General features: G+C 59.0%; 18 protein-coding genes and 2 tRNA genes. 11 read left to right on the forward strand and 9 right to left on the reverse strand.

Annotated elements, in window-relative coordinates; translation table 11 throughout:
• Positions 1-2: 2 nt before the first annotated feature.
• Positions 3-965 carry an SAM-dependent methyltransferase gene (locus HNR46_RS11900; RefSeq protein WP_184019066.1) on the reverse strand — a complete coding sequence of 321 codons (963 nt, stop codon included), beginning with the start codon at positions 963-965 and terminating at the stop codon, positions 3-5.
• A 68-nt stretch (positions 966-1,033) separates the two neighbouring features.
• Here HNR46_RS11900 and HNR46_RS11905 point away from each other — a divergent pair, with 68 nt between their 5' ends.
• A complete protein-coding gene (locus HNR46_RS11905) occupies positions 1,034-1,576 on the forward strand; it encodes a hypothetical protein (RefSeq protein ID WP_184019068.1) in 543 nt (180 codons plus the stop codon).
• Between the two features lie 54 nt (positions 1,577-1,630).
• Here the strand turns inward: HNR46_RS11905 and HNR46_RS11910 are convergent, their stop codons facing one another.
• Positions 1,631-2,791: a class I SAM-dependent rRNA methyltransferase gene (locus HNR46_RS11910; RefSeq protein WP_184019070.1), complete on the reverse strand. Its 1,161-nt coding sequence runs from the start codon at positions 2,789-2,791 to the stop codon at positions 1,631-1,633.
• Between the two features lie 171 nt (positions 2,792-2,962).
• On the opposite strand from HNR46_RS11910, the gene HNR46_RS11915 reads away from it, so the two are divergent.
• The 3 genes from HNR46_RS11915 (at position 2,963) to HNR46_RS11925 (ending at position 4,774) form a co-directional block, all read left to right on the forward strand.
• Positions 2,963-3,214 (forward strand): hypothetical protein, encoded by a 252-nt coding sequence (locus tag HNR46_RS11915; protein WP_184019072.1) that lies wholly within the window; start codon positions 2,963-2,965, stop codon positions 3,212-3,214.
• Positions 3,215-3,292: 78 nt separating this feature from the next.
• Positions 3,293-3,700, forward strand: a complete 408-nt coding sequence (locus HNR46_RS11920) for an NYN domain-containing protein (RefSeq protein ID WP_221285139.1) — start codon at positions 3,293-3,295, stop codon at positions 3,698-3,700.
• Between the two features lie 63 nt (positions 3,701-3,763).
• On the forward strand, positions 3,764-4,774 hold the full coding sequence (locus HNR46_RS11925) for a hypothetical protein (protein ID WP_184019076.1): 1,011 nt from the start codon (positions 3,764-3,766) through the stop codon (positions 4,772-4,774).
• A 20-nt stretch (positions 4,775-4,794) separates the two neighbouring features.
• Here HNR46_RS11925 and HNR46_RS11930 read toward each other — a convergent pair whose 3' ends face one another.
• On the reverse strand, positions 4,795-5,379 hold the full coding sequence (locus tag HNR46_RS11930) for a TPM domain-containing protein (protein WP_184019078.1): 585 nt from the start codon (positions 5,377-5,379) through the stop codon (positions 4,795-4,797).
• Positions 5,380-5,383: 4 nt separating this feature from the next.
• A complete protein-coding gene (locus HNR46_RS11935; protein WP_184019080.1) occupies positions 5,384-8,302 on the reverse strand; it encodes a M16 family metallopeptidase in 2,919 nt (972 codons plus the stop codon).
• A gap of 139 nt (positions 8,303-8,441) precedes the next feature.
• On the opposite strand from HNR46_RS11935, the gene HNR46_RS11940 reads away from it, so the two are divergent.
• Both HNR46_RS11940 and infA read left to right on the forward strand, forming a co-directional pair.
• Positions 8,442-8,528: transfer RNA gene (locus HNR46_RS11940), tRNA-Leu, on the forward strand.
• A gap of 125 nt (positions 8,529-8,653) precedes the next feature.
• Positions 8,654-8,977 carry a translation initiation factor IF-1 gene (gene infA, locus HNR46_RS20945; protein ID WP_221285140.1) on the forward strand — a complete coding sequence of 108 codons (324 nt, stop codon included), beginning with the start codon at positions 8,654-8,656 and terminating at the stop codon, positions 8,975-8,977.
• A gap of 108 nt (positions 8,978-9,085) precedes the next feature.
• Here the strand turns inward: infA and HNR46_RS11950 are convergent, their stop codons facing one another.
• A complete protein-coding gene (locus tag HNR46_RS11950) occupies positions 9,086-9,859 on the reverse strand; it encodes a segregation/condensation protein A (RefSeq protein ID WP_184019084.1) in 774 nt (257 codons plus the stop codon).
• 114 nt (positions 9,860-9,973) lie between these two features.
• On the opposite strand from HNR46_RS11950, the gene HNR46_RS11955 reads away from it, so the two are divergent.
• The gene (locus HNR46_RS11955) at positions 9,974-11,602 is read left to right on the forward strand and encodes a hypothetical protein (protein ID WP_184019085.1); all 1,629 of its coding nucleotides are present in this window, start codon (positions 9,974-9,976) and stop codon (positions 11,600-11,602) included.
• A 37-nt stretch (positions 11,603-11,639) separates the two neighbouring features.
• On the opposite strand, the gene metF is transcribed toward HNR46_RS11955, so the two are convergent.
• The gene (gene metF / locus HNR46_RS11960; protein WP_184019087.1) at positions 11,640-12,560 is read right to left on the reverse strand and encodes a methylenetetrahydrofolate reductase [NAD(P)H]; all 921 of its coding nucleotides are present in this window, start codon (positions 12,558-12,560) and stop codon (positions 11,640-11,642) included.
• A 132-nt stretch (positions 12,561-12,692) separates the two neighbouring features.
• Between metF and HNR46_RS11965 the strand changes: the two genes are divergently transcribed.
• Positions 12,693-13,511 (forward strand): EF-hand domain-containing protein, encoded by an 819-nt coding sequence (locus HNR46_RS11965; RefSeq protein ID WP_246418062.1) that lies wholly within the window; start codon positions 12,693-12,695, stop codon positions 13,509-13,511.
• Positions 13,512-13,607: 96 nt separating this feature from the next.
• Here the strand turns inward: HNR46_RS11965 and HNR46_RS11970 are convergent, their stop codons facing one another.
• The 3 genes from HNR46_RS11970 to HNR46_RS11980 form a co-directional block, all read right to left on the reverse strand.
• A complete protein-coding gene (locus tag HNR46_RS11970; RefSeq protein ID WP_184019091.1) occupies positions 13,608-15,584 on the reverse strand; it encodes a fumarate reductase/succinate dehydrogenase flavoprotein subunit in 1,977 nt (658 codons plus the stop codon).
• Positions 15,585-15,589: 5 nt separating this feature from the next.
• A complete protein-coding gene (locus HNR46_RS11975; RefSeq protein ID WP_184019093.1) occupies positions 15,590-16,297 on the reverse strand; it encodes a succinate dehydrogenase cytochrome b subunit in 708 nt (235 codons plus the stop codon).
• Between the two features lie 118 nt (positions 16,298-16,415).
• Positions 16,416-16,739, reverse strand: a complete 324-nt coding sequence (locus HNR46_RS11980) for a hypothetical protein (protein ID WP_184019095.1) — start codon at positions 16,737-16,739, stop codon at positions 16,416-16,418.
• 242 nt (positions 16,740-16,981) lie between these two features.
• Between HNR46_RS11980 and HNR46_RS11985 the strand changes: the two genes are divergently transcribed.
• The 3 genes from HNR46_RS11985 to HNR46_RS11995 all read left to right on the forward strand — a co-directional run bounded on the left by HNR46_RS11985 (position 16,982) and on the right by HNR46_RS11995 (position 20,617).
• Positions 16,982-17,058, forward strand: a tRNA-Asp gene (locus HNR46_RS11985).
• 125 nt (positions 17,059-17,183) lie between these two features.
• Positions 17,184-19,724, forward strand: a complete 2,541-nt coding sequence (locus HNR46_RS11990) for a protein kinase domain-containing protein (RefSeq protein WP_184019097.1) — start codon at positions 17,184-17,186, stop codon at positions 19,722-19,724.
• The gene (locus tag HNR46_RS11995; protein WP_184019099.1) at positions 19,721-20,617 is read left to right on the forward strand and encodes a phytoene/squalene synthase family protein; all 897 of its coding nucleotides are present in this window, start codon (positions 19,721-19,723) and stop codon (positions 20,615-20,617) included. Before HNR46_RS11990 ends, HNR46_RS11995 begins: the two co-directional genes overlap by 4 nt.
• The last annotated feature ends 32 nt before the right edge of the window (positions 20,618-20,649 follow it).

The raw sequence follows: 20,649 nt of genomic DNA on the forward strand, positions 1-20,649 counted from the left end.
CATCAGGCGGGTTGGGTTTCAAGAACGAGGAAGGCTGCTCCTGCCCCGTGGGTGTCGATGAGGAATGAGTCGGTCGATGTCGCGTCTGCCCAGGGGCGGAGAAATTCGGCCTGGGTCTGTAGGGATCGAAATCCGTTCCCGGCGAGCTGGATCAGATCGGTGAAATTGACGTCGGCGGTGAGATCCTGGTGACCCGGGCGGATCAGGGCTTCCGGGCCAGTGAAGCATTGGTGGTGGAAGTAGGCGCGCAGGCTCCCCCCCGGTTGGCGACGGTAGAGGTCTCCCGCTTGAGCTCCGTAGTCGATGGTGAGCATGCGGCCGGCTTGCCAGTTCTCTAATTGGTGAGGGAGCCAGAGGTGATAGCTTTGGTGAACCTCGACGACTTGCCCAGAGGGGTGGGGGATGGAGAATATTGAGGAATCAGGAAGTGAGGAAACGGGTTTCCAGAGGGAGTCCTCTGGAAGGACATAGTGCTCGGACCAGCCCTCGGATTCCTTTCGAAAACGGCGGACGGGAAATGCGTCGACGAGTTCGTTGGAGTAGATGCACGCGCGGCCGTGACAAGCATCGATGGCGTCGGTGAGTGAGGAATGCCAGCGCACCGATTTGCCGAGAAGAGTTTGCTGTTGCTCGCGGAGTGGTGAGGAACTTTCGACGAGGTGCAGTCGGGGCCGTCGAAATCGAGGAAACGAAGCCAGCACGGATTGAGCGAGCCGGCCATGACCGGGGCCAACTTCGATCAGATCGCGGCAGCGGGTTTCGCAGAGTGCGTGGCGTGCCCATGCGGCGATGCTCCGACCGAGGAGGTCGCTGAGGGAGGCACTGGTGGCGAAGTCACCTCGGTTTCCGACGGTTCGAATATGGCGGCCGTAGTATCCACGCTCCGGGTCGTGAAGCGCCGCCTGCATGAAGGCATCGAAGCGCAGAGGTGCCTCGGAAGATTGCCATGGAAAGGGTGTCGGCATTTTTGAAGGAAATCTTTGGACGAGAGGTTCTTGACCCGTCGCTATTCCTTCGACGAGTGTTTCTTCGAATGAGATGGGCAGGGCTCATGATCGCCAGTGGATGGCTGGTGGTAGGATGTGATCGGCCGGGCGATGTCCCGCCTCAGTCCGACGCGCCCAAAAAGACCGATGCCCCGGCAGTGGAGGTATTGAAGGAAGTGGGGCGATCTCTCGATGAAATCGGAGAAAGGATCACCAAATCGGGAGAAGCGGTGGTTCCAACGGCGGAAGCCAAGGAAGAGACCTCTACGGGGGAGGCCGTTGTCTCCGAGTCTTCGGAGGGGACGTCCCCTCCGGAACCGAGCAAAGAGGGGGAGCCGAAGCCAGTCCCGGTGGCGAAAGCGGTCGAGGGTCGTCCAGGATATGTATTCAGTCCGTTCTCCGGCAAGGTGGTGGATGTTCGGGGAATTCCGAAGATGACCTTGGTGCAGGATCCCGATTTCCCCATCGAAGAGAAAAAGTATTTCCGGGTGCCAGAGATGGAGGAAACCGAAGCACCGACCGAGATGGAAAAGAGCCCGCCGGAGGAGGCTGTCGGAGATGCCGTGGTGAAAAGGCAGGGCGTCCGTTGAGCCTTTCCACAGGAGTGCGGGCGGCACTCCCGTGTTGTGCCCTTCGGGGGGGCGTCAGATGCTCGGGATGACCTCGACGGTGAAGCCTTTGAGGTAGCTGGTTTCTGGCAGAGCGGGAAGGATGGGGTGATCCCCACGTTGGCGGTGCTCGGTGAGCAGACGCAGCGATTTTTTCGCATCGACGGAGGCGGAGACAAGATTGTCGAGGAAGGCCTCACGGCTGGCGTGGTGGGAACAGCAGTAGGTCGAAAGCAAACCGCCCTTTTCCAGCAATTTGAGCGCCCGAAGGTGGATCTCTTTGTAGCCGCGCATGGCATCGTTGAGTGACTTTTTGTTCCGGGTGAAACTCGGGGGATCGAGAATGATCAGATCGTATTCGGCCTCGGCATGTTTGAGAAAGTCGAAGACGTTGTGTTCCACGACCTCCATGTCCAAACCATTGCGGTTGGCGTTGCGGCGGGTGGCTTCGCAGGCCGGTCCCGAGATGTCGACGGCGGTGACTTTCGCGGCGCCAGCTCGGGCGCAGGCAAGGGCGAATCCACCTTGGTTGGTGAAGCAATCGAGAACTCGCAAGCCTTTGGCCATGGAGGCCACTTCGGCATGGCTACCGAGTTGGTCGAGATAGAGCCCCGTTTTCTGACCATCGATGAGATCCACTTCAAAAATGAGTCCGTTGGCGGTGACCTCGAAAGCCCCGGGTTCGCTGCCGTGGAGAGCTCGAATCTCGGTTTCAAGGCCTTCCGCTTTGAGGACTGGGGAATCGTTGCGGAGGATGATTGAAACGGGGGTCAGTAGCTCGACGAGTGCCTCGGTGATAAGATCGAGGCGTTGGTGCATGCCGAGGGTGAGGGCCTGAACGACCAGATGGTTGCCATAGCGATCGACAATCAGACCGGGAAGCCCATCGGATTCGCTCCAGACAAGTCGGACGGGACTGTCGCCCAGAGCCAGTCGTTGGCGGAATTGGAGGGCGCGATCGATGCGACGGCGGAAAAAGTCGAGGTCGAGCTCCTGGCGGCGCCGCGAAAATCGTCGGGCGACAATGAGGGAATGGGGATTGTAGATAGCGGATCCGAGTGGGCGATCGCGGAAATCTTTGAGTGTGATGACTTCTCCCGGTTGGGGGTCACCGAAGGTTTTGCGAATTTCACCTGCGTAGATCCATTCGTGACCGTGGAACAAGCGGGCTCGGGGAGCGATGACAATGCCGGGCATGGGCGGGAAGTTCGGAATGGGATGCGCCGATGTTCAACAAGTTATTTTCCATCTTTCGGTTTTCCTGCAGGGTGGGGCGCGTGAAGACAGACGGCCTTGTCGACCGTGGCGACGGGAGATTCCCCTTGCTAGGGGCCGACGGGTCGTTTTAAACCGCTCGCCACCAAAATCATGGGACAGCAGAACCGAAAAGTCATCAAGCGAGTCCGCCGGAAGAACTATCTGAAGCGGAAAAAGGAACAATCGAAGCTCAGCGGCGTCGTCAAAAAACGTCCGGCAACGAAGAAGGCGGACAGTCCTGCCAAGAAGGCTGCCGCCAAGAAAACGGCTGCCAAGAAGACCGTTGCCAAGAAAGCACCTGCGAAGAAGGCCGCCAAGAAGGCTCCTGAGCAAGAGACTCCTGCGGACGACTCCGAGGAGTGATGCCGCAAGGCATGGAGTCCACGAATCTTTTCTCCGGGTCGGTTGCCAAAAGCAGCCGGCCCGTTTTTGTTGGTGGTCATGGAGCGGTTGCTGGTGGTGGATGGGCATAGTGCGATTTTCGCCATGGATGAGCTGAGGAGCCTTCACCAAGGGCCAACCCGGCATTTAGCGCGGCTGGAGCTGACCCGCCGATTGAGAGATTTGGGGGATCGGTCGGGGTGGGCGGTGGTGGTGGTTTTCGACGGTCGGCGCAGCGAGCGTAATTTCGAAGGCGGCCGGGAAGAGGGGATCATGGTGGTGTATTCGAAGGGCACGGAGACGGCGGACGCGGTGGTGGAGAGGATCGCGGCCCGATTTGCGATGAAAGGGGATGAGGTGCGGGTGGCGAGCAATGATCGAATGGTGCTGACGACGGCGCTGGCATTTGGCGCGACGGGGATTCGAATCCCCGACTTGGAGCGATGGATGGAAGAAGAGAGGCGTTAGGCGGCAACTTGGCTTTCGTTTGCCGTTGCCGGTCGAGACTGCCCGCGCCAGCATCCTCGGCCGATGGCATTCACGGAAGATCGCGCCTACGAACTGATCGAGTCGGCCCACCGCCGCCAGCGATTGGCCCATGCATTTCTGATCAGTGGCTCACGGGAATCGGGCAAGGAAGCGCTTGCCGCTCGGGTGATCCAATTGTTGCAAGGTCAAGGGGGTGGCGGGGGAATCGATCTCTTTGGTGAGGCCGTGCCGGTGGAAGTGCCACCACTTGATGAAATGGCGGGAGAGTGGGTGCGCATCGTCAGGCCTCAATCCAAGTCACGACGGATCACGGTGGATTCGATTCGTGAGTTGGAGAAATCCCTGCATGTGGTTTCGGGAGAGGGGACCTGGAAGGTAGGAGTGGTCTGTGATGCCGATCGGATGATGCCGGCGGCAGAAAATGCGTTTTTGAAAACCTTGGAGGAGCCGCCCCAGCAAACGCTGCTCCTGCTTTTGACTGAAAATGCCGGTGGGCTGTTGCCGACGGTTCTTTCTCGTTGTGTGAGACTTCCGCTGATGGGGGGGAGCCGGGATCACGACGAAGGGGGCCTGATGTTGCTGGAGGCCCTGGATGGAGTGGCTGAAAGTGGGCTTGGTTCGCCAGAAGTAGCTTTGGGGTTGAAGGCATGTTTCAGCGAGATCCTAGGCGCCGTGAAGGTGCAGGCGGAAGCCGCGGTCAAGGAGCTGTTGAAGGAGGAAGAGAAGGCCTTGAAACAAGCTGTCGAAGGAGACTGGTTGAAACGACGCGAAGAGGCCCTCAAAGCCGTGGCGGAAGCCGATTACCTCAGCGATCGCGCCCGTCTGTTCGATTTGCTCCAATCGTGGATGGCGGATGTGCTGCGGATCAAGGTCGCGGCTGGGGGGCTTGAATTACCGGAATCGCGGGTCGCGACTTCGGCCGTGGCGGAACGTGAGGATTTGCCCTTGTTGATGCGGCGGGTTGACGCCTTGCGAGAATTGCGAGCAACCTTGGATACCAATGCGCAGGAGCAGCTGGCGTTGGAAGTGGGCTTCCTCAAGGCATTTGCCTGAGATCGCTGAAAGTCTGTTGATTAGAAATTCGCCTCGCGGGCTTCCTCCGTGGGGAGGATCCCAAAGCCTGCCTCAATCTGGCGGGCAATGGTGGCGAGTTGTTGCTCGAGCTGGTCGAGAATGGCGAGGCACCCTTGCTGCCACTTTCCAGCGGACCAAGCTGCTTTGCCGGCGGCGAGGGCAGTATCGAGGGTCCGAGGACCGAAAAAAACCTCGAGCCCGTAGCCAGGAGCTAAAGCCGCCCGCTGGGACTGGGGATCGAGGATCAGGAGTAAGGTGCGGTTGTCTCCATCGGACTCTGCGGCGCGACAGAATTGCCCGCTGTTGAACAGCCAGAATGCCGATAGGGTGAGGGGATGTTCCTCGGCAAAATACCGGAGGACGATGCGAACGCGTACCTGCGGGAAGCGCCGCTCGATGCCTTCAATGCGAGCCGCCAGGGCTTTTCGGTTCCGTGGTGTGAGCTCGCCGGTGGTGTCGCCCACCGGCTGTTCAAGCACGGGGACCGGGCCGAGAACCGAGCTCAATCGCTCGTAGCTGAGCTGACAGGATGGGCAGGTCTCGGCACCATCGGGAACCGGGCGATGGCAGTAGGGGCATTCCATGAAATCAAGGAACCGGGAGAATCGAAACGGAAAGGGCGCTCTCGGAATTGAGATACTTTTTCGCCAGAGCATTGATTTCGTCGAGCGTGATCGACCGAACGTCTTCGATGCGATGGCGCGCCAGATCGAATCGGCGGGGATCCTGAGTGCTGCCATTGAGCACGGTGCCGAGCCAGTAGCCATTGTCGCGGAGGCTTTTCTCAAGCTCGGCGAGCATCGGAGTGCGGGCGCGAGTCAGTTCGTCTTCATCGGCACCGTTCTCGGCGAGGTCGGCAGCGATGCGACGGCTGGCCTCATTGAGGGTGGGAATGTCATTGGGTTTGCCAATGCTGGCGGTCAGCAAGAAACCAAAGTCGTCGAGTCCCAAGGACCCTGCGGCCTGTGCCGAGGGGCTGTAGGAGGCACCAAGCTTTTCACGAATTTCCTCGCGAAGGCGATCGGCCAGGATGTCGGCGACGAGGTTGAAGCGCCGGAATTGTTCTTCATTTCCTCTCGGGCCCGGGACTTTCCAGATCACCATCGATTGGCCGCGTTCGATGCGGCTTTGATAGGTGAATTCTTTTTCCTGAGGCGCCTTGGGGAAGGTGACGGTGCGTTGGGCCTCGGGCAATTCCGTGGCGGCTGGCCGTTGGGGGAGCGCGCCAAAGGTGGATAGAATGAGCGGTTCCAGGGTTTCGGGGTCGAAGTCGCCCACCACATTCAATTCGATGGCAGCGGAAGTGAAATCCTCAGCAAGCCAAGGTAGGATATCGTCGGCCGTATAGGCGAGGAGGGTGTCGGGTTCCTCGGGGAAGGAGAACCGTGGATCATCGTTTCTCAACCAAGCCGACATCTTCTGTTGGGCTCCGCCGGCATTGTGGCGGAGTTGTTGGTAAATCATTGGCACGGAGCGGCGGAATTGATCGATGGCTTCTTGCCGGGTGCCCGGGTGGAGCAACTGGGCGGTCATCAATTGAAGCTGGAGGGCGAGATCGTCCGGAGTGGTGGTGCCGGAAAGCGCGAAAGAGTCTTCGCCGACGCCGAAGCCAGAGCCCACATTGCGTCCCGCGAGGATGCGGCGAAGTTCTTCGGCAGAGTGTTCGCCGATGCCGCCCTCATTGACGACGGCGTCGGTAAATTCGGCGAGGCCGGGTTTGCCGGGATCCATGCCGAGGCGGCCGTGGCCGATCCGAGCGAGCAAGGAGATGCGATTCTTGTCGAAGTCGGTGGGTTTGAGATTGACCGTAATCCCATTCGAGAGAGTCAGCCGGGTGATCCCGAGATCTTCAGCCGTGGAACGATCCGCAACCATGCCGGAGGGTCCGAAATCCGTGTAGGCAAAGGTCTTCACCTCGGCTTCTTCTGGGGCTTCCACCGGCTGGGTTGCCGCTTCCGCGAAGCGGGTGGAAAGCTGCTGGGCGATATCTTCGGGGGCTTCCTTGGCGGTCATCACCAAGCGCGGCTGGCTGTCCTTCCAGAATTCGAGGAAAGCAGCATGGCAATCCTTGGGGGTGACTTCCTCAAGGATGGACTTGGCCACTTCAAGATCGGTTTCCGGGGAGCTAAGCACGCTGCGTTCGTTGATGGTGCGAGCGATCCAGGTAGCGAGCGAGTCCGAGCGACGGCTTTCCCGGTTGGCGACCTGCTGCTCATAGTAGTTGAGCACGTTGGCCTTGGCTTCCGCCAGCTCGGCCTCAGTGAAACCATGTTCCAAGGCGCGGCGGTATTCATGTTCCAGAATGGTGACTGCATCATCGAGCCGGCCTTCGGTCACGGTGACATCGACACTGCCGATGGTGACCGCCCGAAACAGGTCTTGCGAGGAAGCGGACCCTTCGAGGATGGCGGCGTCGCTTTCTTTGGAGAGGCGGTCGAAGCGCCGTCCGATCATCGCGTTGGCAAGCGCCAGGCGCATGGCTTCGGCCCGATTCTCGCGGTTATCGATGCGATCCTCAAAAGGCTTGATCCACATCATGCTCAAACTGGTGGCAGGCAATTCGGCATCGCTGAACACCAGGGGTTCCGTGCTGGGGGTGGTTTCGACCTTTCCGAGGTCCGGATTGCCCCCGGGATTTTCCGGCTCCGCAAAGTTGCCAAAGGATTTTTCGATGCGCTGGCGAACGTCATCGGTGGAGAGATCACCGACGACGACGAAAGTCATTCGGGAAGGTGTGTAGTAACGATGGTAGAAATCGACAAAACGATCGCGCTGGGCGTTTTCGATGACGTCGGCTTGGCCGATGGGGAAACGACGGGTGATCAGGGAGTCGGGCAAGAGAGCTTGGAATTGCTTCTTCATGATGCGGTAGCCGATGGAATCCCGGCTATTCATCTCGGAAAGAATCACTCCACGTTCTTTGTCGATTTCCTCCTGGGAAAGAAGGGCGCCATCGGCGAAGTCGCGCATGACGGTGAAAGCAAGATCAAGGGTCGGTTCGCTCAGGTCGGGAAGGTCGAGCATGTAAACCGTTTCATCGAAGGAGGTGTAAGCATTCGCGTGCGCTCCGAAGGCAATTCCGAGTCGCTGCATCCGAGGGATGAGTTCCGCGGGCGTGAAATGCTTCGTGCCGTTGAAGACCATGTGCTCAAGGAAGTGGGCAAGGCCTTGTTGGTCGTCGGCCTCCATCAGGGAACCCGCGGCGATGTGCAGACGCACGCTGAGGCGTTTGGGCGGTTCATCGTTTGGCAGGATGATGAAGCGCATGCCATTTTCCAGAGTTCCGAATTGGATGTCCGAATCGGCGGGGATATCGCTGACGGACTGGGGCCAAGGGGAAGGAATTCGATCTGCCGGATCGGCGGCGGCAGGAGCTTCGGCAACCGCTGCCTCTGCGGTGGGGCTCTCTTCGGAGGGCGAGGGGGCAGGGTCCGGCTTTCGGACCATCAGGAAAACCGCGGCTGCGGCGAGGGCGAGGGACAGGACCAAAGGGGCCGGATTGCGCATGGGCCTAACCTGTTGCCGGCCACTTGAGCTGGCAATCGAGAATCTGCATGGGCTGGCATCGAATTTGTAGAATTCTTGTCGAATTCGTATTGCCAAAGGCACGGTCGCGTGCTCATTTCGCCGCCCCTTCTACCTAAATGCGCACGTGGCGGAATTGGTAGACGCGCTAGATTCAGGTTCTAGTGGCTTCACGGCCGTGGAGGTTCGAGTCCTCTCGTGCGCACCAACTCTCAATTCCTGGGCAGATCGCCCCGTCGGGGGCGACCTTCGGTTTTTGCCATTGAATGCCCCGGATGATTCGGGGAGTCTCCCGGCGCGGCGCCGGTGACTCCGGCATCGCAAGTACCATTCATGAGTAACGGCAATCGACAAAGATCAGGCGGCGGTAGGCGTCGCGGAGGCCAGGGTCGGAGAAGGGGCGGCGGTCCCCGCGGACGGAATCGGACCACCGACGAAAACAGTGAAGAAAAGGCTGTCGAGGTCGAAGGCGTGATCACTTCCGTTTTGGCCGGAACCCAATTCCGCGTGCAGCTTCCGAGCGGACACGAAGTGCTCGCCCACATTTCCGGAAAGATGCGGAAGCGTTTCATCCGGTTGGTGGTGGGTGACCGGGTCAAGATGGAGATGTCTCCTTACGACGTGACCAAAGCGAGAATCACTTTCCGACTCGGGTAACCGAAAAGGTTTTCCAGCCGCGTCCTGCTTCCCTGCGGGCGCGGTTTTTTCGTGTCCCGGTATTTCGTGTTCCTATCCCGCCTGCCCCACAAGGTGGAAGGTGGGGGATTATTCGGAGCCGTCGGCGGTGATTTCGAAATCGACGGGCACGCTGGCCTGGCTGCGTCGCTCAACCTCGATTTCTCCGAAAACGCCGGTCTGGCGGATGAGAAACTGGTTCATTTTCATGAGCTCCAGGACGGCGAGGAAAGTCACGATGACCTCGGCCTTGGTGGCGGCATCGGCAAATAGGCGATCGAAGCGCTCGGCCTGGCCGGGAGCGAATCGGGTGAGCAGCATCTCGATCTTGTCGGCCACGGTGTAGCGATCGTCGACAATATCGCCGAGATCATGGCTTTCCTCGAAACGCTTCAGGACGTTCTGGAAGGCGCGGATCAGGTCAAAGATGGAGACCTCTGCCAAAGGAGGCGGCTCGGGATCAACTTCAGGCTTTTCCGGTTGGAGCGCGAATCGGCCCTCCTGTTCAACCTCACGATGGGTGAGGAATGAGGCGGCATCCTTGAATTTTTTGTATTCGATAAGCTGCCGAATCAGATCCCATCGTGGATCGTCCTCCTCGGCATCCTCTTCAGGAGGTTGGTCCTGACGGGGGAGCAGGGTCCGGCTCTTCAAATACATCAAGTTGGCCGCCATGACGATGAATTCGGCCGCCAAGTCGATGTTCAGGAGACGAAAGGTCTCAATGTATTGAAGATACTGGCGGGTAATCCGAGCGATGGAAATATCCTGGATGTCCACCTCATCTTTTTTGATGAGATAGAGTAGGAGATCGAGCGGTCCTTCGAAGATTTCCAGCCGCACTTTATAGTCATCGCCGTCCACGCGCGCTTCCGTAGGCAAATGAGAAGCAGCGGGCGAGGGAAATTTGGCCTCGCATGAACCGTGACGGGCGGTTTGTAATCCGCCCGGCCCTGGATTTTAGGTCAGCCCCCACTCATGGACGCGGAAGAAGCCAACGCTTTTCAACAGAAGCTCAATCAATGGATTGCGAACCAAGGATTCTGGTTCCAACTGAGGCACTCGCTATCGGGCGGGGGAAATTGGTCAAACACCCTTTATCACCTTTTTGGATTAGCCGTCCGGTTGGTCATTGCCTTGGTGGTTCTGGTGCTGGTGGTGGGCTATTTCATCGTGAAGCGGGTCGATACCGAAGGCTTCGAGGAAGGGCTGGAGGCCAGCATGGCCAAGTATTTTCAAGCCGAGAAGGTGGATGTCTCTGTCTTTTCCAAAAGCGGTGGCGAAGCTTCGATTCATCGGGTGGGGGGTGTTGGGACTTCGAATAGCTTCTTCCGCTCGTTCGAAATCAAGAACCTGCGTTTCAAGATGAAGCTCCTTGATGGGGTGGCAGGGGTTTGGAATTTGGGGACCCTGGACGCAAACTCGCTGGATCTGGAAGTGCGCTCAGGCTTGAGCTCTCAGGATGAGGTAGAAGCCGCGGAGAAGGAGCTTTTTGGGCTGCCGGCGAAGATCGAATTGGGAGGTCTGCGCTCAGCCAGCACCAACATCAGCTGGGGATACTACCAACGGGCTTTCGGAAATATCGCGAACAGTCAAATGACCGCCACCCGCAGTGCTGAAGGCTGGCGTTGTGTGTTCAAGGGAGGAACCTTTACGCAGAATTGGATCCGTGAGTGCCCGATCGAAGAGATGGTGGTTTCGATCTCTCCCAAGGGCGTCACGATCGAGCGCGGAGTGCTTTTCGTCGGTGACGGGCGGATCGAATTCCAAGCCGTGATGGTTCAAGGGGCGGAACTTCCGGCACCGAGTGGGACCTTGAAATTTGTGAACGTTCCGGTGGAAAAGCTGCTGCCCCGAAATGCGCGCAGTTATTTGGCCGGTTCGATCTCCGGGGCGCTGACTTTGGGTGGATCGACGAATTCCTCGGGCGGCATCACGCTTGATGGAACTTTGTCGATCGAGGAGGGCGATCAATTGGCGATTCGGGACGATTTCCGCGTGTTCGAAGCCCTTTCCGTCGCGGACTACTATCGCACCTACAAGCGTGTGGTTTTCCAGACTGGACGATTCCACCTTTCGACGGGAGGAGGAAAGCTTTCGGTGGAAGGCATCGATTTGCAGGCGGAGAACCTGATGACGGTCAGCGGTGAGTTTTCGGTAAGGCGTCCCACCGACGACGAGATAAAGGAGCGTTCTTTCGGCACCGAGCCGGGAATGGCTGTGGGAGCCAACGGCTTTGGCAGAGATTTCTCAAGCGAAGGCAGCTCGGAAGGATTCAGCCTGAAAAATGCCGGAAAAGTGAGCCAAGAAGAAGAGGAACCGGAGACCAAGAGGGTCGAAGGGGAAAACACCGAGTTCTACGACGAACTGGCCATGGTGCGGAAGCTGCGCGAGGAGGACATGAATCGGGCCCTCAACTTGTATTTCTTCGATGGGAAGGTGGATCTGATCGTCGCTGCGGATGCGTTCGAACGCTCGGCGGCCTTGAAGGAACGCTTCCCTGTTGATCCAGAAACTCAGCGCACCGTGATTCCCGTGGAATTGAAGGGGGGATTGTCGGAGATTGGCGTCGATCTGGCGGATGAAATCCTCGATTCCATCCGCTGAAGGGGTTGCCTCACGTGGGAGGCGGGGGTGGAGCCGCTTAGGAAGAGGCGGCTTCCGTGTTGGGTTTGAAGCCGAGGCTGGCGTAGATTTCGCGAGTCGCCGCGCTCTTGTTGAGCGTGTAGAAGTGAATGCCGTCGACCCCTTGGTCGAGAAGCTCCGAGCATTGCTGGGCGGCATAGTGAATGCCGACCCGTTCGACGGCGGCGGCGTCATTGCCGGCGCGTTCCAGAGAGCGCAGGAGTTTTGCAGGGAAGCGGGCTCCCGCTGCCAATTCGGCCATGCGTTTCATGCCGCCGAGGGTAGAGACGGGCATGATGCCGGCGATGATGGGAACTTCGATGCCTGCGAGGCGGCAGCGTTCGCGAAAGTCGAGGAAGTCGTGATTGTCGAAGAACAATTGGGTGCAGATGTAGTCGGCGCCTGCATCCACCTTGGCCTTGAGGTGCTCAAGCTCACTGAGGCGATTGGGAGTCGAGGGGTGACCCTCGGGGAATCCGGCGACGCCGATGCCGAAGCCTCGTGGATCGGGATGGCGACCGCTCTCGTTGAATTTTCGGATGAAGCGTACCAGGTCTGCGGCGTGGGGGAAGGCGGAGTCCGTCCAATCGTAATCCGGCCAATTGCGTGGCGGATCGCCGCGCAGGGCAAGAATGTTGGACACCCCTGCTTCGGCGTAGCGGGAAAGGATAGCGTCGACCTCCGCTTCGTCGTGGCCCACGCAGGTGAGGTGCGGAATGGGAGGAATCCCGGTGGTTTCCTTGATCCGAACGACGAGATCATGAGTGGCATCGCGGGTACTGCCGCCAGCGCCGTAGGTCACAGAGACGAACGAAGGGGCGTAGGGCTCCAACTCGACAATCGTTCGATAGAGCTCTTCCCAAGCTCCATTGGACTTGGGTGGGAAGAACTCAAATGAGAAGGAAGGGCGTCGCTGCTGGAGGATGTCCTGGATGTGCATGGGCTTCGGAGCGGGAGAATGTTGGAGGTCGGGAGGAAGTCGCCAACAAAAAAGCCCGTTCACCCGCAACCCTCGGTGAGGGATTGGGTTTGGGAATTGTCGTCTTTTGGTGAAACCTTTAGTTCGAATCCGATGATGAAGCCGCAACCTATTCTGGGATGGATCCTCCTTTCGACCGCTCCGCTGGTGGCCCAGGGCCCGCCGGGAGAGGCGGAGGCCCCGGGTGGCGGAAACCGTCCACCGATGGCTCCGCTGGGAGAATTCATTCGTAAGGCGGATATCAATGGCGACGGGAAAGTTTCCCGTGAGGAATTCGATCAACTCGACCGCATTGCCAGTCTGCCTGAAGACAAGCGGGAGAAGCTGTTTGGGCGTTTGGACCGCAATGGAGACGGTGTGATCGAAGGGGAGGAATTGAATCTGCCACCCCATGGCTTTCGCGGCAGGGGGCCGATGCCTGATCTGAAAGAACTGGATGAGAATCAGGATGGTGCGATCAGCTACGAGGAATTTTCCAAGGGGAGATTCATCGCCCGGCTTCCTGAGGAGAAAAGGAAGAAGTTTTTCGAGCGCTTGGATCGCGATCAGGATGGATTGCTGACGCCCAAGGATCACGATCCGGAGGAAGGATTGCGTTGGCTCTTTGGGAAGATCGACGAGAACCACGATGGGGTCCTTGATTTTGAGGAATTTTCGAAACTGCCGTGGCTTGCCCGAATGGGAGAAGATGCCCGGGAGGATGAATTCGAGAAGCTCGACACCAATGGCGATCTGAAGATCGACTTGGAAGAGCTGAAAAAAGGAGGCCAAGGCCGGATGAAACGTGGAGGCAAGGGGCGCCCAATGGGGCCTCCTGCTGGTCCGCATGGAGGTCCCGATGCGCCAACGCCGCCCATGGATGAGGGCGGTGGTGAGGAAATGCCTCCTCCTCCCGCAGAGGAAATGGAGTAAGGAAATTCAAAGCGGCTCCTGGCAAATCCAGGAGCCGCTTCATTTGAAGGAAGGATTCAGTCGCCGGCTCGTCCGAAACGGAGGCCGGCTCTTGAGTTATTTGTAGGAGCGCACCGATGGGTGGACGGTCTCCCACTGAAGTTCTTCTTTGTGAAGGACCGGGGCTTGGTCGACGCCTTTGAATTCCCAAGCGGATACGTGGCAGAACTGGTCGTCGTGGCGTTTTGCTTCGCCAGGCGATAGGTAGCCGGACTGCACTTCGGGGTCAGCATCGGTGTACTGGTGCTCCTCGCGGAAGTGGCCGCCGCAGGATTCCTCCCGTTCGCGGGCATCGAGGCACATCATTTCGGCGAATTCGAGGAAGTCGGCGACGCGACCTGCCTTTTCCAATTCCATGTTGAGGGCATTGCCCTGACCGGTGACGCGGACGTTTTGCCAGAATTCCTCACGAATCTGAGGGATTTTCTCGATGGCTTCGGTGAGGCCCGCGCGGTTGCGAGCCATGCCGCATTTGTCCCACATGGTGAGACCGAGTTCGCGGTGGAAGGAATCGACGGAGCGTTTCCCTTGAATGGTGAGCAGGGTCTTGGTGCGGGAGGAAACTTCCTCGAGCGCCTTCTTGAATTCCGGGTGTTCGGTCGTGACGGAGCCCGGTTTTTGGGTGGCGAGGTAAACCGCCACGGTCGAAGGGATGACGAAGTAGCCATCGGCCAAACCCTGCATGAGCGCGGACGCTCCGAGGCGGTTGGCTCCGTGGTCGGAAAAGTTTGCTTCACCGAGAACGTGAAGGCCGGGGAGATTGGACATCAGGTTGTAGTCCACCCACAGACCGCCCATCGTGTAGTGCACGGCAGGATAGATTTGCATTGGCAACTTGTAGGGGTTGGTGCCGGCGATCTTCTCATACATCGTGAAGAGGTTGCCGTAGCTGGCGCGGATTTTGTCCTCGCCCAAGCGCTTGATGGAATCACGGAAGTCGAGGAAGACCCCGAGGCCGGTGGGCGCTACGCCGCGACCTTCGTCGCAAACTTCTTTGGCCGAACGGGAGGAGATGTCGCGTGGCGAGAGATTGCCAAAGGACGGATATTTCCGCTCAAGGTAGTAGTCGCGCTGTTCATCCGGAACCTGATTGGGGTCGAGTTGACCGGTGCGGATTTTCTCAGCGGTTTCCTGAGACTTCGGAACCCAGATGCGGCCATCATTGCGCAGCGACTCGGACATCAGGGTGAGCTTCGACTGGTAGTCGCCGCTGACCGGAATGCAGGTCGGGTGGATCTGCGTGTAGCAGGGGTTGGCGAAGAAGGCTCCCTTTTTGGCGGCCCGCCAAGCGGCGGTGACATTGCAGCCCATCGCATTGGTGGAAAGGAAGAAGACGTTGCCGTAGCCTCCGGTGGCGAGCAGAACGGTGTCTCCAGCGTGGGACGAAATCTCACCGGTCACCATGTCGCGAACGACGATGCCTTTGGCGTGACCATCGACCGTGACAAGATCGAGCATCTCCGTGCGGGGAAACATCTCGACGCCCCCATTGGCGATTTCCTTGTTGAGAGCTTGATAGCAGCCGATGAGCAGCTGTTGGCCGGTTTGGCCGGCTGCATAGAAGGTGCGTTTGACCTGCGCACCGCCGAATGAGCGGTTGTCGAGAAGGCCACCGTATTCACGGGCAAACGGCACGCCTTGCGCGACGCATTGGTCGATGATGTTGTTGGAAACTTCGGCCAGGCGATACACGTTCGCTTCCCGTGAGCGGAAATCGCCCCCTTTGATGGTGTCGTAAAACAACCGGTAAATCGAGTCGCCGTCGTTTTGGTAATTTTTCGCGGCGTTGATGCCGCCTTGGGCGGCGATCGAGTGGGCACGGCGAGCGCTGTCTTGGTAACAGAAGCACTTCACCTTGTATCCCAGCTCTGAGAGGGTTGCGGCGGCGGCACCGCCGGCGAGACCGGAGCCGACGACGATGATCGTGTACTTCCGCTTGTTGGCCGGGTTGATCAGCTTCGAGTCCTGTTTGTGCTTCGACCATTTTTGGTCGATCGGGCCCGAAGGAACTTTGCTGTCGAGGATGCTGGACATGGCGGTTAGCGGCCGTAGCCGAAGACAAGGATGGAGATGGGAATCGAGATGAAGCCGAAGAAGATCACAACGGCGTAGCCGATGCTGAGGGCACGCAGAAGAGGCGCACTTTTCTTCGAACGAAGGCCAAGGGTTTGGAACATCGATTGGACACCGTGGCTGATGTGGGAGCAGAGCAGGCCCATGGCGATGACGTAGAAGAGGACGGTCAAAGGATGGGTGAACCCTTTGATCACCATGCCCCATGCGTCGAAGCGCTCAGGATTGAGCGGATCTTGGAAATCCGCGGCGGGATAGCTGACCCGCACGGTGAAATGGAGCAGGTGGAAGATGATGAAGGCCAGAATCGTCAAACCGGACCAGATCATGACCAGGGACGACTTCGACGCCTGAATGGTGGCCTTGTTTTCGTAGGCCTGCCGGGCCGCCTTATTTTGCCGCGTCAGCGAAATGGTGGCGGCCACGTGAATGACGAGGCAGGTTAGGAGCACCGCTCGGGCGATCCACACACCTGCACCGTGAATCATGTGGTGGAGGAACTCTGCGTAATCATTGAATGCCTCTCGGCCGACGAAGACGAGGAGGTTACCCGCGAGGTGGCCGGCGAGGAAAAGCGTCAACACCGCCCCGGTAAGGGCGACGAGGAGTTTCCTGCCGATGGTGGATGACCAGATGCGGCCGACGATGGGAAAACAGGAAGCTTGGCTGCTCATGTTCGGAAAATCCGGATCGGAATTGGAGTTGGACGACGATTAGAAATTGAGGAGAGGGGGTGCAAGGGGAGAGTCCCCCGGTGGCGGAAATTGCGGCGATTCCGGCAATCCCGGCGGATCAGAACGGTTTTTGGAGGCCGAGGTAGGCCGCGGCGAGCCCGCAGGCGAGCATGATGCCGAGCACGGCGGCCTTTGGCAGCCGCTTGGTGAGGGCAGGCGCGGCCCCCAAAATCAGCCACAAGCCCATCTTGGCCATCCACCAGTATTGTCCTGCGGGTGGTTTTTGCAGCAGGGCGAAGCCAACGAGAATCAATAGGATCAATGAAATGCCGTGAAGAATCCCGGCAGCTTTGCGGGATCCACCGAGGCAGGCAGCTCCAACGGCGGAGAAAACCCCGAACGCGGCAAGGATGTGAAGGGCTTTGAGGAGATTGTAATCCATGGGCGCGAATCTGTCAGCCCGGGCCGGAGCGGCAAGCGAAACCGAGACCTAGTATGGAGTCAGGATGGGGATTCGGAGTCGACGGTTGAGGGGGAATCGAGGGGCATGGAAGCGAGGGGATGGTTGGAATTACGGGAGTTCTCCGAGGTCGGTGGGAAAAAGTGAAAAAAGGTTCAAAATGATGTTGCGTCAGTCCGGGTGTCCCCCTAGCGTCCGCGCACGCCGCAAGGCGACCGACCTACGGAGCGGTAGTTCAGTTGGTTAGAACGCTGCCCTGTCACGGCAGAGGTCGCGGGTTCGAGTCCCGTCCGCTCCGCCACTCTCTTGAGTGATTAAGCCGCCCTTCGGGGCGGCTTTTTTTGTGTTGGGGGTCTCGATGCACGGTTGGCGAGAGGATCAGGATTGAAGGTTGGCGGAATGGGCCAGATTCGCCACATTGCCGGCATGACCCCCCCTCAACTCGATGCCTTTGGAGAAAGGGAGCTGCTCGATTCGGGCCCGTGTGGAACGGTGTTCCGTGCGGTGCGTACGGATGGGGTGGTCACGGCGGTGAAGCTTCTGGATGGCATGGCCATCAATCGACCCCTGCTCGAAGCGGCCTGCGCTCGATTGGAAGAAGGAGGATGGCCGGCTGGGGTGGTGCCTGTTTTGGAAGCCGACTTTCGTACACGACCCGCGGTACGAGTGACAGCATGCCTGGCAGATCGGCAGGAAGATGGAACATGGAGACCCCGCAGTTTGCAGCATCGGCTGGACGATTTTCCGGGCGAGGGATCGTGGGAAATGGTGAGGCGGCTCACCCGGGCACTCGCTGCGCTGCATGCGCGGCAGGTCGCACACGGGAACTTGAAGCCGGGGAATGTATTTTTTGACGACTCCGGGGAGGTGGCATTGATCGACTGGTGTCTTGGACACATGCCGGGGATCGCGAACCACCAGTTCACCGATGCGATCCTTTATCAGTCACCTGAGCAACTGAGGTCGCCTGAAGGCTATGAGGATCAGCGGGGGTATCGTTGGGATGTGTATGCCTTGGGAGCCATGGCATTTCGGTTGGTGACGGGACAGTTCCCCCGCTGCCACTCGACTTTCAGCCAGGTGGCCCCTGAACCGGGCACCACGCATCGCGACGGTATTGCTGCGGATTTGGGGAAAATCGCATCCACGGTGGAGGCCCAGGCGGAATTGCATTGGCCCGAGTCTCCGGTGACCGACCGAGAGCGTCGGGATCGTGAAATCGTGGAACGTTGCTTGGCGTTGGATCCTCTCTCTCGGCCGGCCAATGCGATGGAGGTCGAGCGGCTGTTTCAGGAAGTCGAAAGTGAAGCGACAGGGCTGCAGGCGATGGAGGATGCGCTGGATCAGCGTCGACGTGCCCGCAAGGCGGCTTTTCGCTACAAGGTGATGGCAGGGGTGACGCTGGCCGCGGCGGCGTTGGGTTTCGTGCTGTGGCGAAGCGCAGTTTCGGGTGCGGATCGATTGACGGCCAGTCACACTCGCGAGATGGAGTCGAAGCAACGCAAGTTGGAAGCGGCGACTCGAGAATTGGGACGATTGAACACGGTGGCGCAGGAGGCGACGGCGCAGTTGCGCTCAGGAGAGTCGACTTGGTTGGCGCGCTTGGAAGCATCGCGAGATATTGGGGATCGACTCTTTGGTTGGGCGGTGGAGGAGGGGGATCCTCGCTTGCCGCCGTTGCAGGGGAGAATGCTTCGTCTCCAAAGGTTGGAGCGATTTTATCAAAGCTTTGTGGATCGGACTGCGGAGATTTCCGAGCTCTCGGACGAGCGGTCGAGGGCGTTGCTGCAACTTGCCGAGATTTCGTTGGCGATGGGCGAGCCGGAGGTGGCGGAAGAGCGTTTTCAACGGGCGCTGAGTGAGGCGACGGAATGGGAGGCGAATGCCGGGCTCGATCTGCGGTTGGCAACGGATCGATTGAGCCTCGCCATGCTTTTGCAGGAGAAGGAAGATCCACGCACTCTGGAAGCTTTTGATTCCGCGCGGAATGCCTTGAAAAAGGTGCCGAAGTCGCAAGTGGATGCTGATCGAGTCGATTATCTTCTCGCGACCTTGGAGTTGAAGCAATCGGAGTGGCTCGCGGCTCACGGGAGTGAGGAAGAGGCGTTGGCGCGGTTGTTGCGTGCGACGGAGGAACTCAATCGGCTGGCGGATCAGCGACCGGAAGCTCCCATTCTGGGATCCGAACTGGTTGCTTGTTACCTCGCCTCCGCCAATCTCCTCGATGGGATGGGTGAGCTGGGGGACGCCCGAGATTTGCGCGAGCTCGCGTCTTCGAAGTTGCTGAAGTTGATCGCCGAGCGTCCTGATGATTTTCAACTGCGCCTTGAATTGGCGGGTTGCTACGGTGCTGTGGCGGAGTCTTCGTTGATTGCGGGCGATATCAAGCGGGCGGAGTCGATGGCCTTGGGAGCGACCAAATTGCTGACGGATCTCCTGCCGATGCGGCCTGATAATGTCCTGACGAAGGTTCGTCTCGCAGCGCAGAATGGGTTGTTGGCTGGCATTCTTCGAGATCGCGGAGATTCAGATGGCGCCATGGATCACTACAATGAGGGGCTGCGGCTGCTGGAAGGGCTGACGGTGGGTGAAAACGCCCAACCGGGAGCGGTGTTTCGATATGCTCTCCTGACTTGGGAAAAGGGTCGCATGGTGGGTTTTGGCGGGGATCGCAAAGCAGAAATTGGCTTCGAGCAGAATGCCCTAGGGATGTTGGCGGACTTGTTGGAAACCCCGTATGGAGTCACCCGCGCCGAGCAAATTCAGCGTTCGCGGGGCTATATCCTCGGAGACCTGGGGCATGCGGCGGAGATGAGTGGCGACAAGCAACTTTCGTCCGAGACCTTCACGGAGGCGGTGAGGCTTTGGGAGGAGTTGCATCGGGAGCGCCCGGATAGCGAGGAGTACGAGGAAGCCCTTGCTTGGAATCGACAGCGCCTCGCCGAGTTTCGGCCACACGGACCATGAATTCGGAACTCTCGCGATTGCGAAAGGCAGTCTCGCGCTCGTTTGATTTGTCGATGGCACTCTTGCCGGGACCGATGCGCGATCCTGTCAGTGTCGGTTACCTCTTGGCACGGGCGAGTGATACGTTGGCGGACACCTCGGGCGTTTCCATTGCGGAGCGAAAGGAAGCGCTTGTGACATTTGGCGAGGTTTTGGAGAAAGGGAACTTCCCTGAAGCGGAGGTGGCTCGATTTTCAAAGCAGTTGGATCACGCAGGGGAGCGCTGTCTCCTGCAAAGCCTGCCAGAGTGCCTAAGGGCCTATCGTCAGTTGAGCAGCGATTGCCGCGGGCACGTAAGAGAGGTGCTGGAGGTGATTTTATCAGGGCAGAGCCAAGACCTCGATCGGGGCATCTCAGGGACCTGGGTTGCGGAGAGTGACGCTGAGTTGGAAGACTATTGTTGGCGGGTGGCGGGCTGTGTCGGGCGATTTTGGACCCGCGTGGGGTTTTCGACTCTTGGTGCTGGCTACTCCGATGAAAGTCCGGAGACGCTAGAGGCATTGGGCACTCGCTACGGCAAGGGTCTCCAGTTGATCAATATCCTCAGGGATCTTCCGAAGGACCGGTCGTTGGGGCGATGTTACCTGCCCGTGGAGAACCCCCTCGATCCAAGGGAGGTCGCGATGGTTGCCCGGAAGTGGCGAGATCAGGCGGCGGAATGGCTGCAGGATGGGGACCGCTACGCGACGGCATTGAAATCGCGGCGATTGAGGGCAGCCAGTGGGCTGCCGGCTCGAATTGGGTGGGAGACCCTGAAGCGGCTCGATCAAGCAGATGCCGAAGCTCTGGAGCGTGGTGTCAAAGTCGAACGAAGCGTGGTGTGGCGATGTTTGTGGGAATCGCTCTTGTGGTGAGTTCACGGATGCCGTGAACTCTGGATTTCTTA

It is taken from the genome of Haloferula luteola, assembly GCF_014201715.1.
GTDB lineage: Bacteria > Verrucomicrobiota > Verrucomicrobiia > Verrucomicrobiales > Akkermansiaceae > Haloferula > Haloferula luteola.

What these genes read in the sequence shown, in the direction of transcription:
- HNR46_RS11900 (WP_184019066.1), bottom strand. Translation starts at nt 965, where the DNA reads ATGCCGACACCCTTTCCATGGCAATCTTCCGAGGCACCTCTGCGCTTC.
- HNR46_RS11905 (WP_184019068.1), top strand. Translation starts at nt 1,034, where the DNA reads ATGAGATGGGCAGGGCTCATGATCGCCAGTGGATGGCTGGTGGTAGGA.
- HNR46_RS11910 (WP_184019070.1), bottom strand. Translation starts at nt 2,791, where the DNA reads ATGCCCGGCATTGTCATCGCTCCCCGAGCCCGCTTGTTCCACGGTCAC.
- HNR46_RS11915 (WP_184019072.1), top strand. Translation starts at nt 2,963, where the DNA reads ATGGGACAGCAGAACCGAAAAGTCATCAAGCGAGTCCGCCGGAAGAAC.
- HNR46_RS11920 (WP_221285139.1), top strand. Translation starts at nt 3,293, where the DNA reads ATGGAGCGGTTGCTGGTGGTGGATGGGCATAGTGCGATTTTCGCCATG.
- HNR46_RS11925 (WP_184019076.1), top strand. Translation starts at nt 3,764, where the DNA reads ATGGCATTCACGGAAGATCGCGCCTACGAACTGATCGAGTCGGCCCAC.
- HNR46_RS11930 (WP_184019078.1), bottom strand. Translation starts at nt 5,379, where the DNA reads ATGGAATGCCCCTACTGCCATCGCCCGGTTCCCGATGGTGCCGAGACC.
- HNR46_RS11935 (WP_184019080.1), bottom strand. Translation starts at nt 8,302, where the DNA reads ATGCGCAATCCGGCCCCTTTGGTCCTGTCCCTCGCCCTCGCCGCAGCC.
- infA (WP_221285140.1), top strand. Translation starts at nt 8,654, where the DNA reads ATGAGTAACGGCAATCGACAAAGATCAGGCGGCGGTAGGCGTCGCGGA.
- HNR46_RS11955 (WP_184019085.1), top strand. Translation starts at nt 9,974, where the DNA reads ATGGACGCGGAAGAAGCCAACGCTTTTCAACAGAAGCTCAATCAATGG.
- metF (WP_184019087.1), bottom strand. Translation starts at nt 12,560, where the DNA reads ATGCACATCCAGGACATCCTCCAGCAGCGACGCCCTTCCTTCTCATTT.
- HNR46_RS11965 (WP_246418062.1), top strand. Translation starts at nt 12,693, where the DNA reads ATGATGAAGCCGCAACCTATTCTGGGATGGATCCTCCTTTCGACCGCT.
- HNR46_RS11970 (WP_184019091.1), bottom strand. Translation starts at nt 15,584, where the DNA reads ATGTCCAGCATCCTCGACAGCAAAGTTCCTTCGGGCCCGATCGACCAA.
- HNR46_RS11975 (WP_184019093.1), bottom strand. Translation starts at nt 16,297, where the DNA reads ATGAGCAGCCAAGCTTCCTGTTTTCCCATCGTCGGCCGCATCTGGTCA.
- HNR46_RS11980 (WP_184019095.1), bottom strand. Translation starts at nt 16,739, where the DNA reads ATGGATTACAATCTCCTCAAAGCCCTTCACATCCTTGCCGCGTTCGGG.
- HNR46_RS11990 (WP_184019097.1), top strand. Translation starts at nt 17,184, where the DNA reads ATGACCCCCCCTCAACTCGATGCCTTTGGAGAAAGGGAGCTGCTCGAT.
- HNR46_RS11995 (WP_184019099.1), top strand. Translation starts at nt 19,721, where the DNA reads ATGAATTCGGAACTCTCGCGATTGCGAAAGGCAGTCTCGCGCTCGTTT.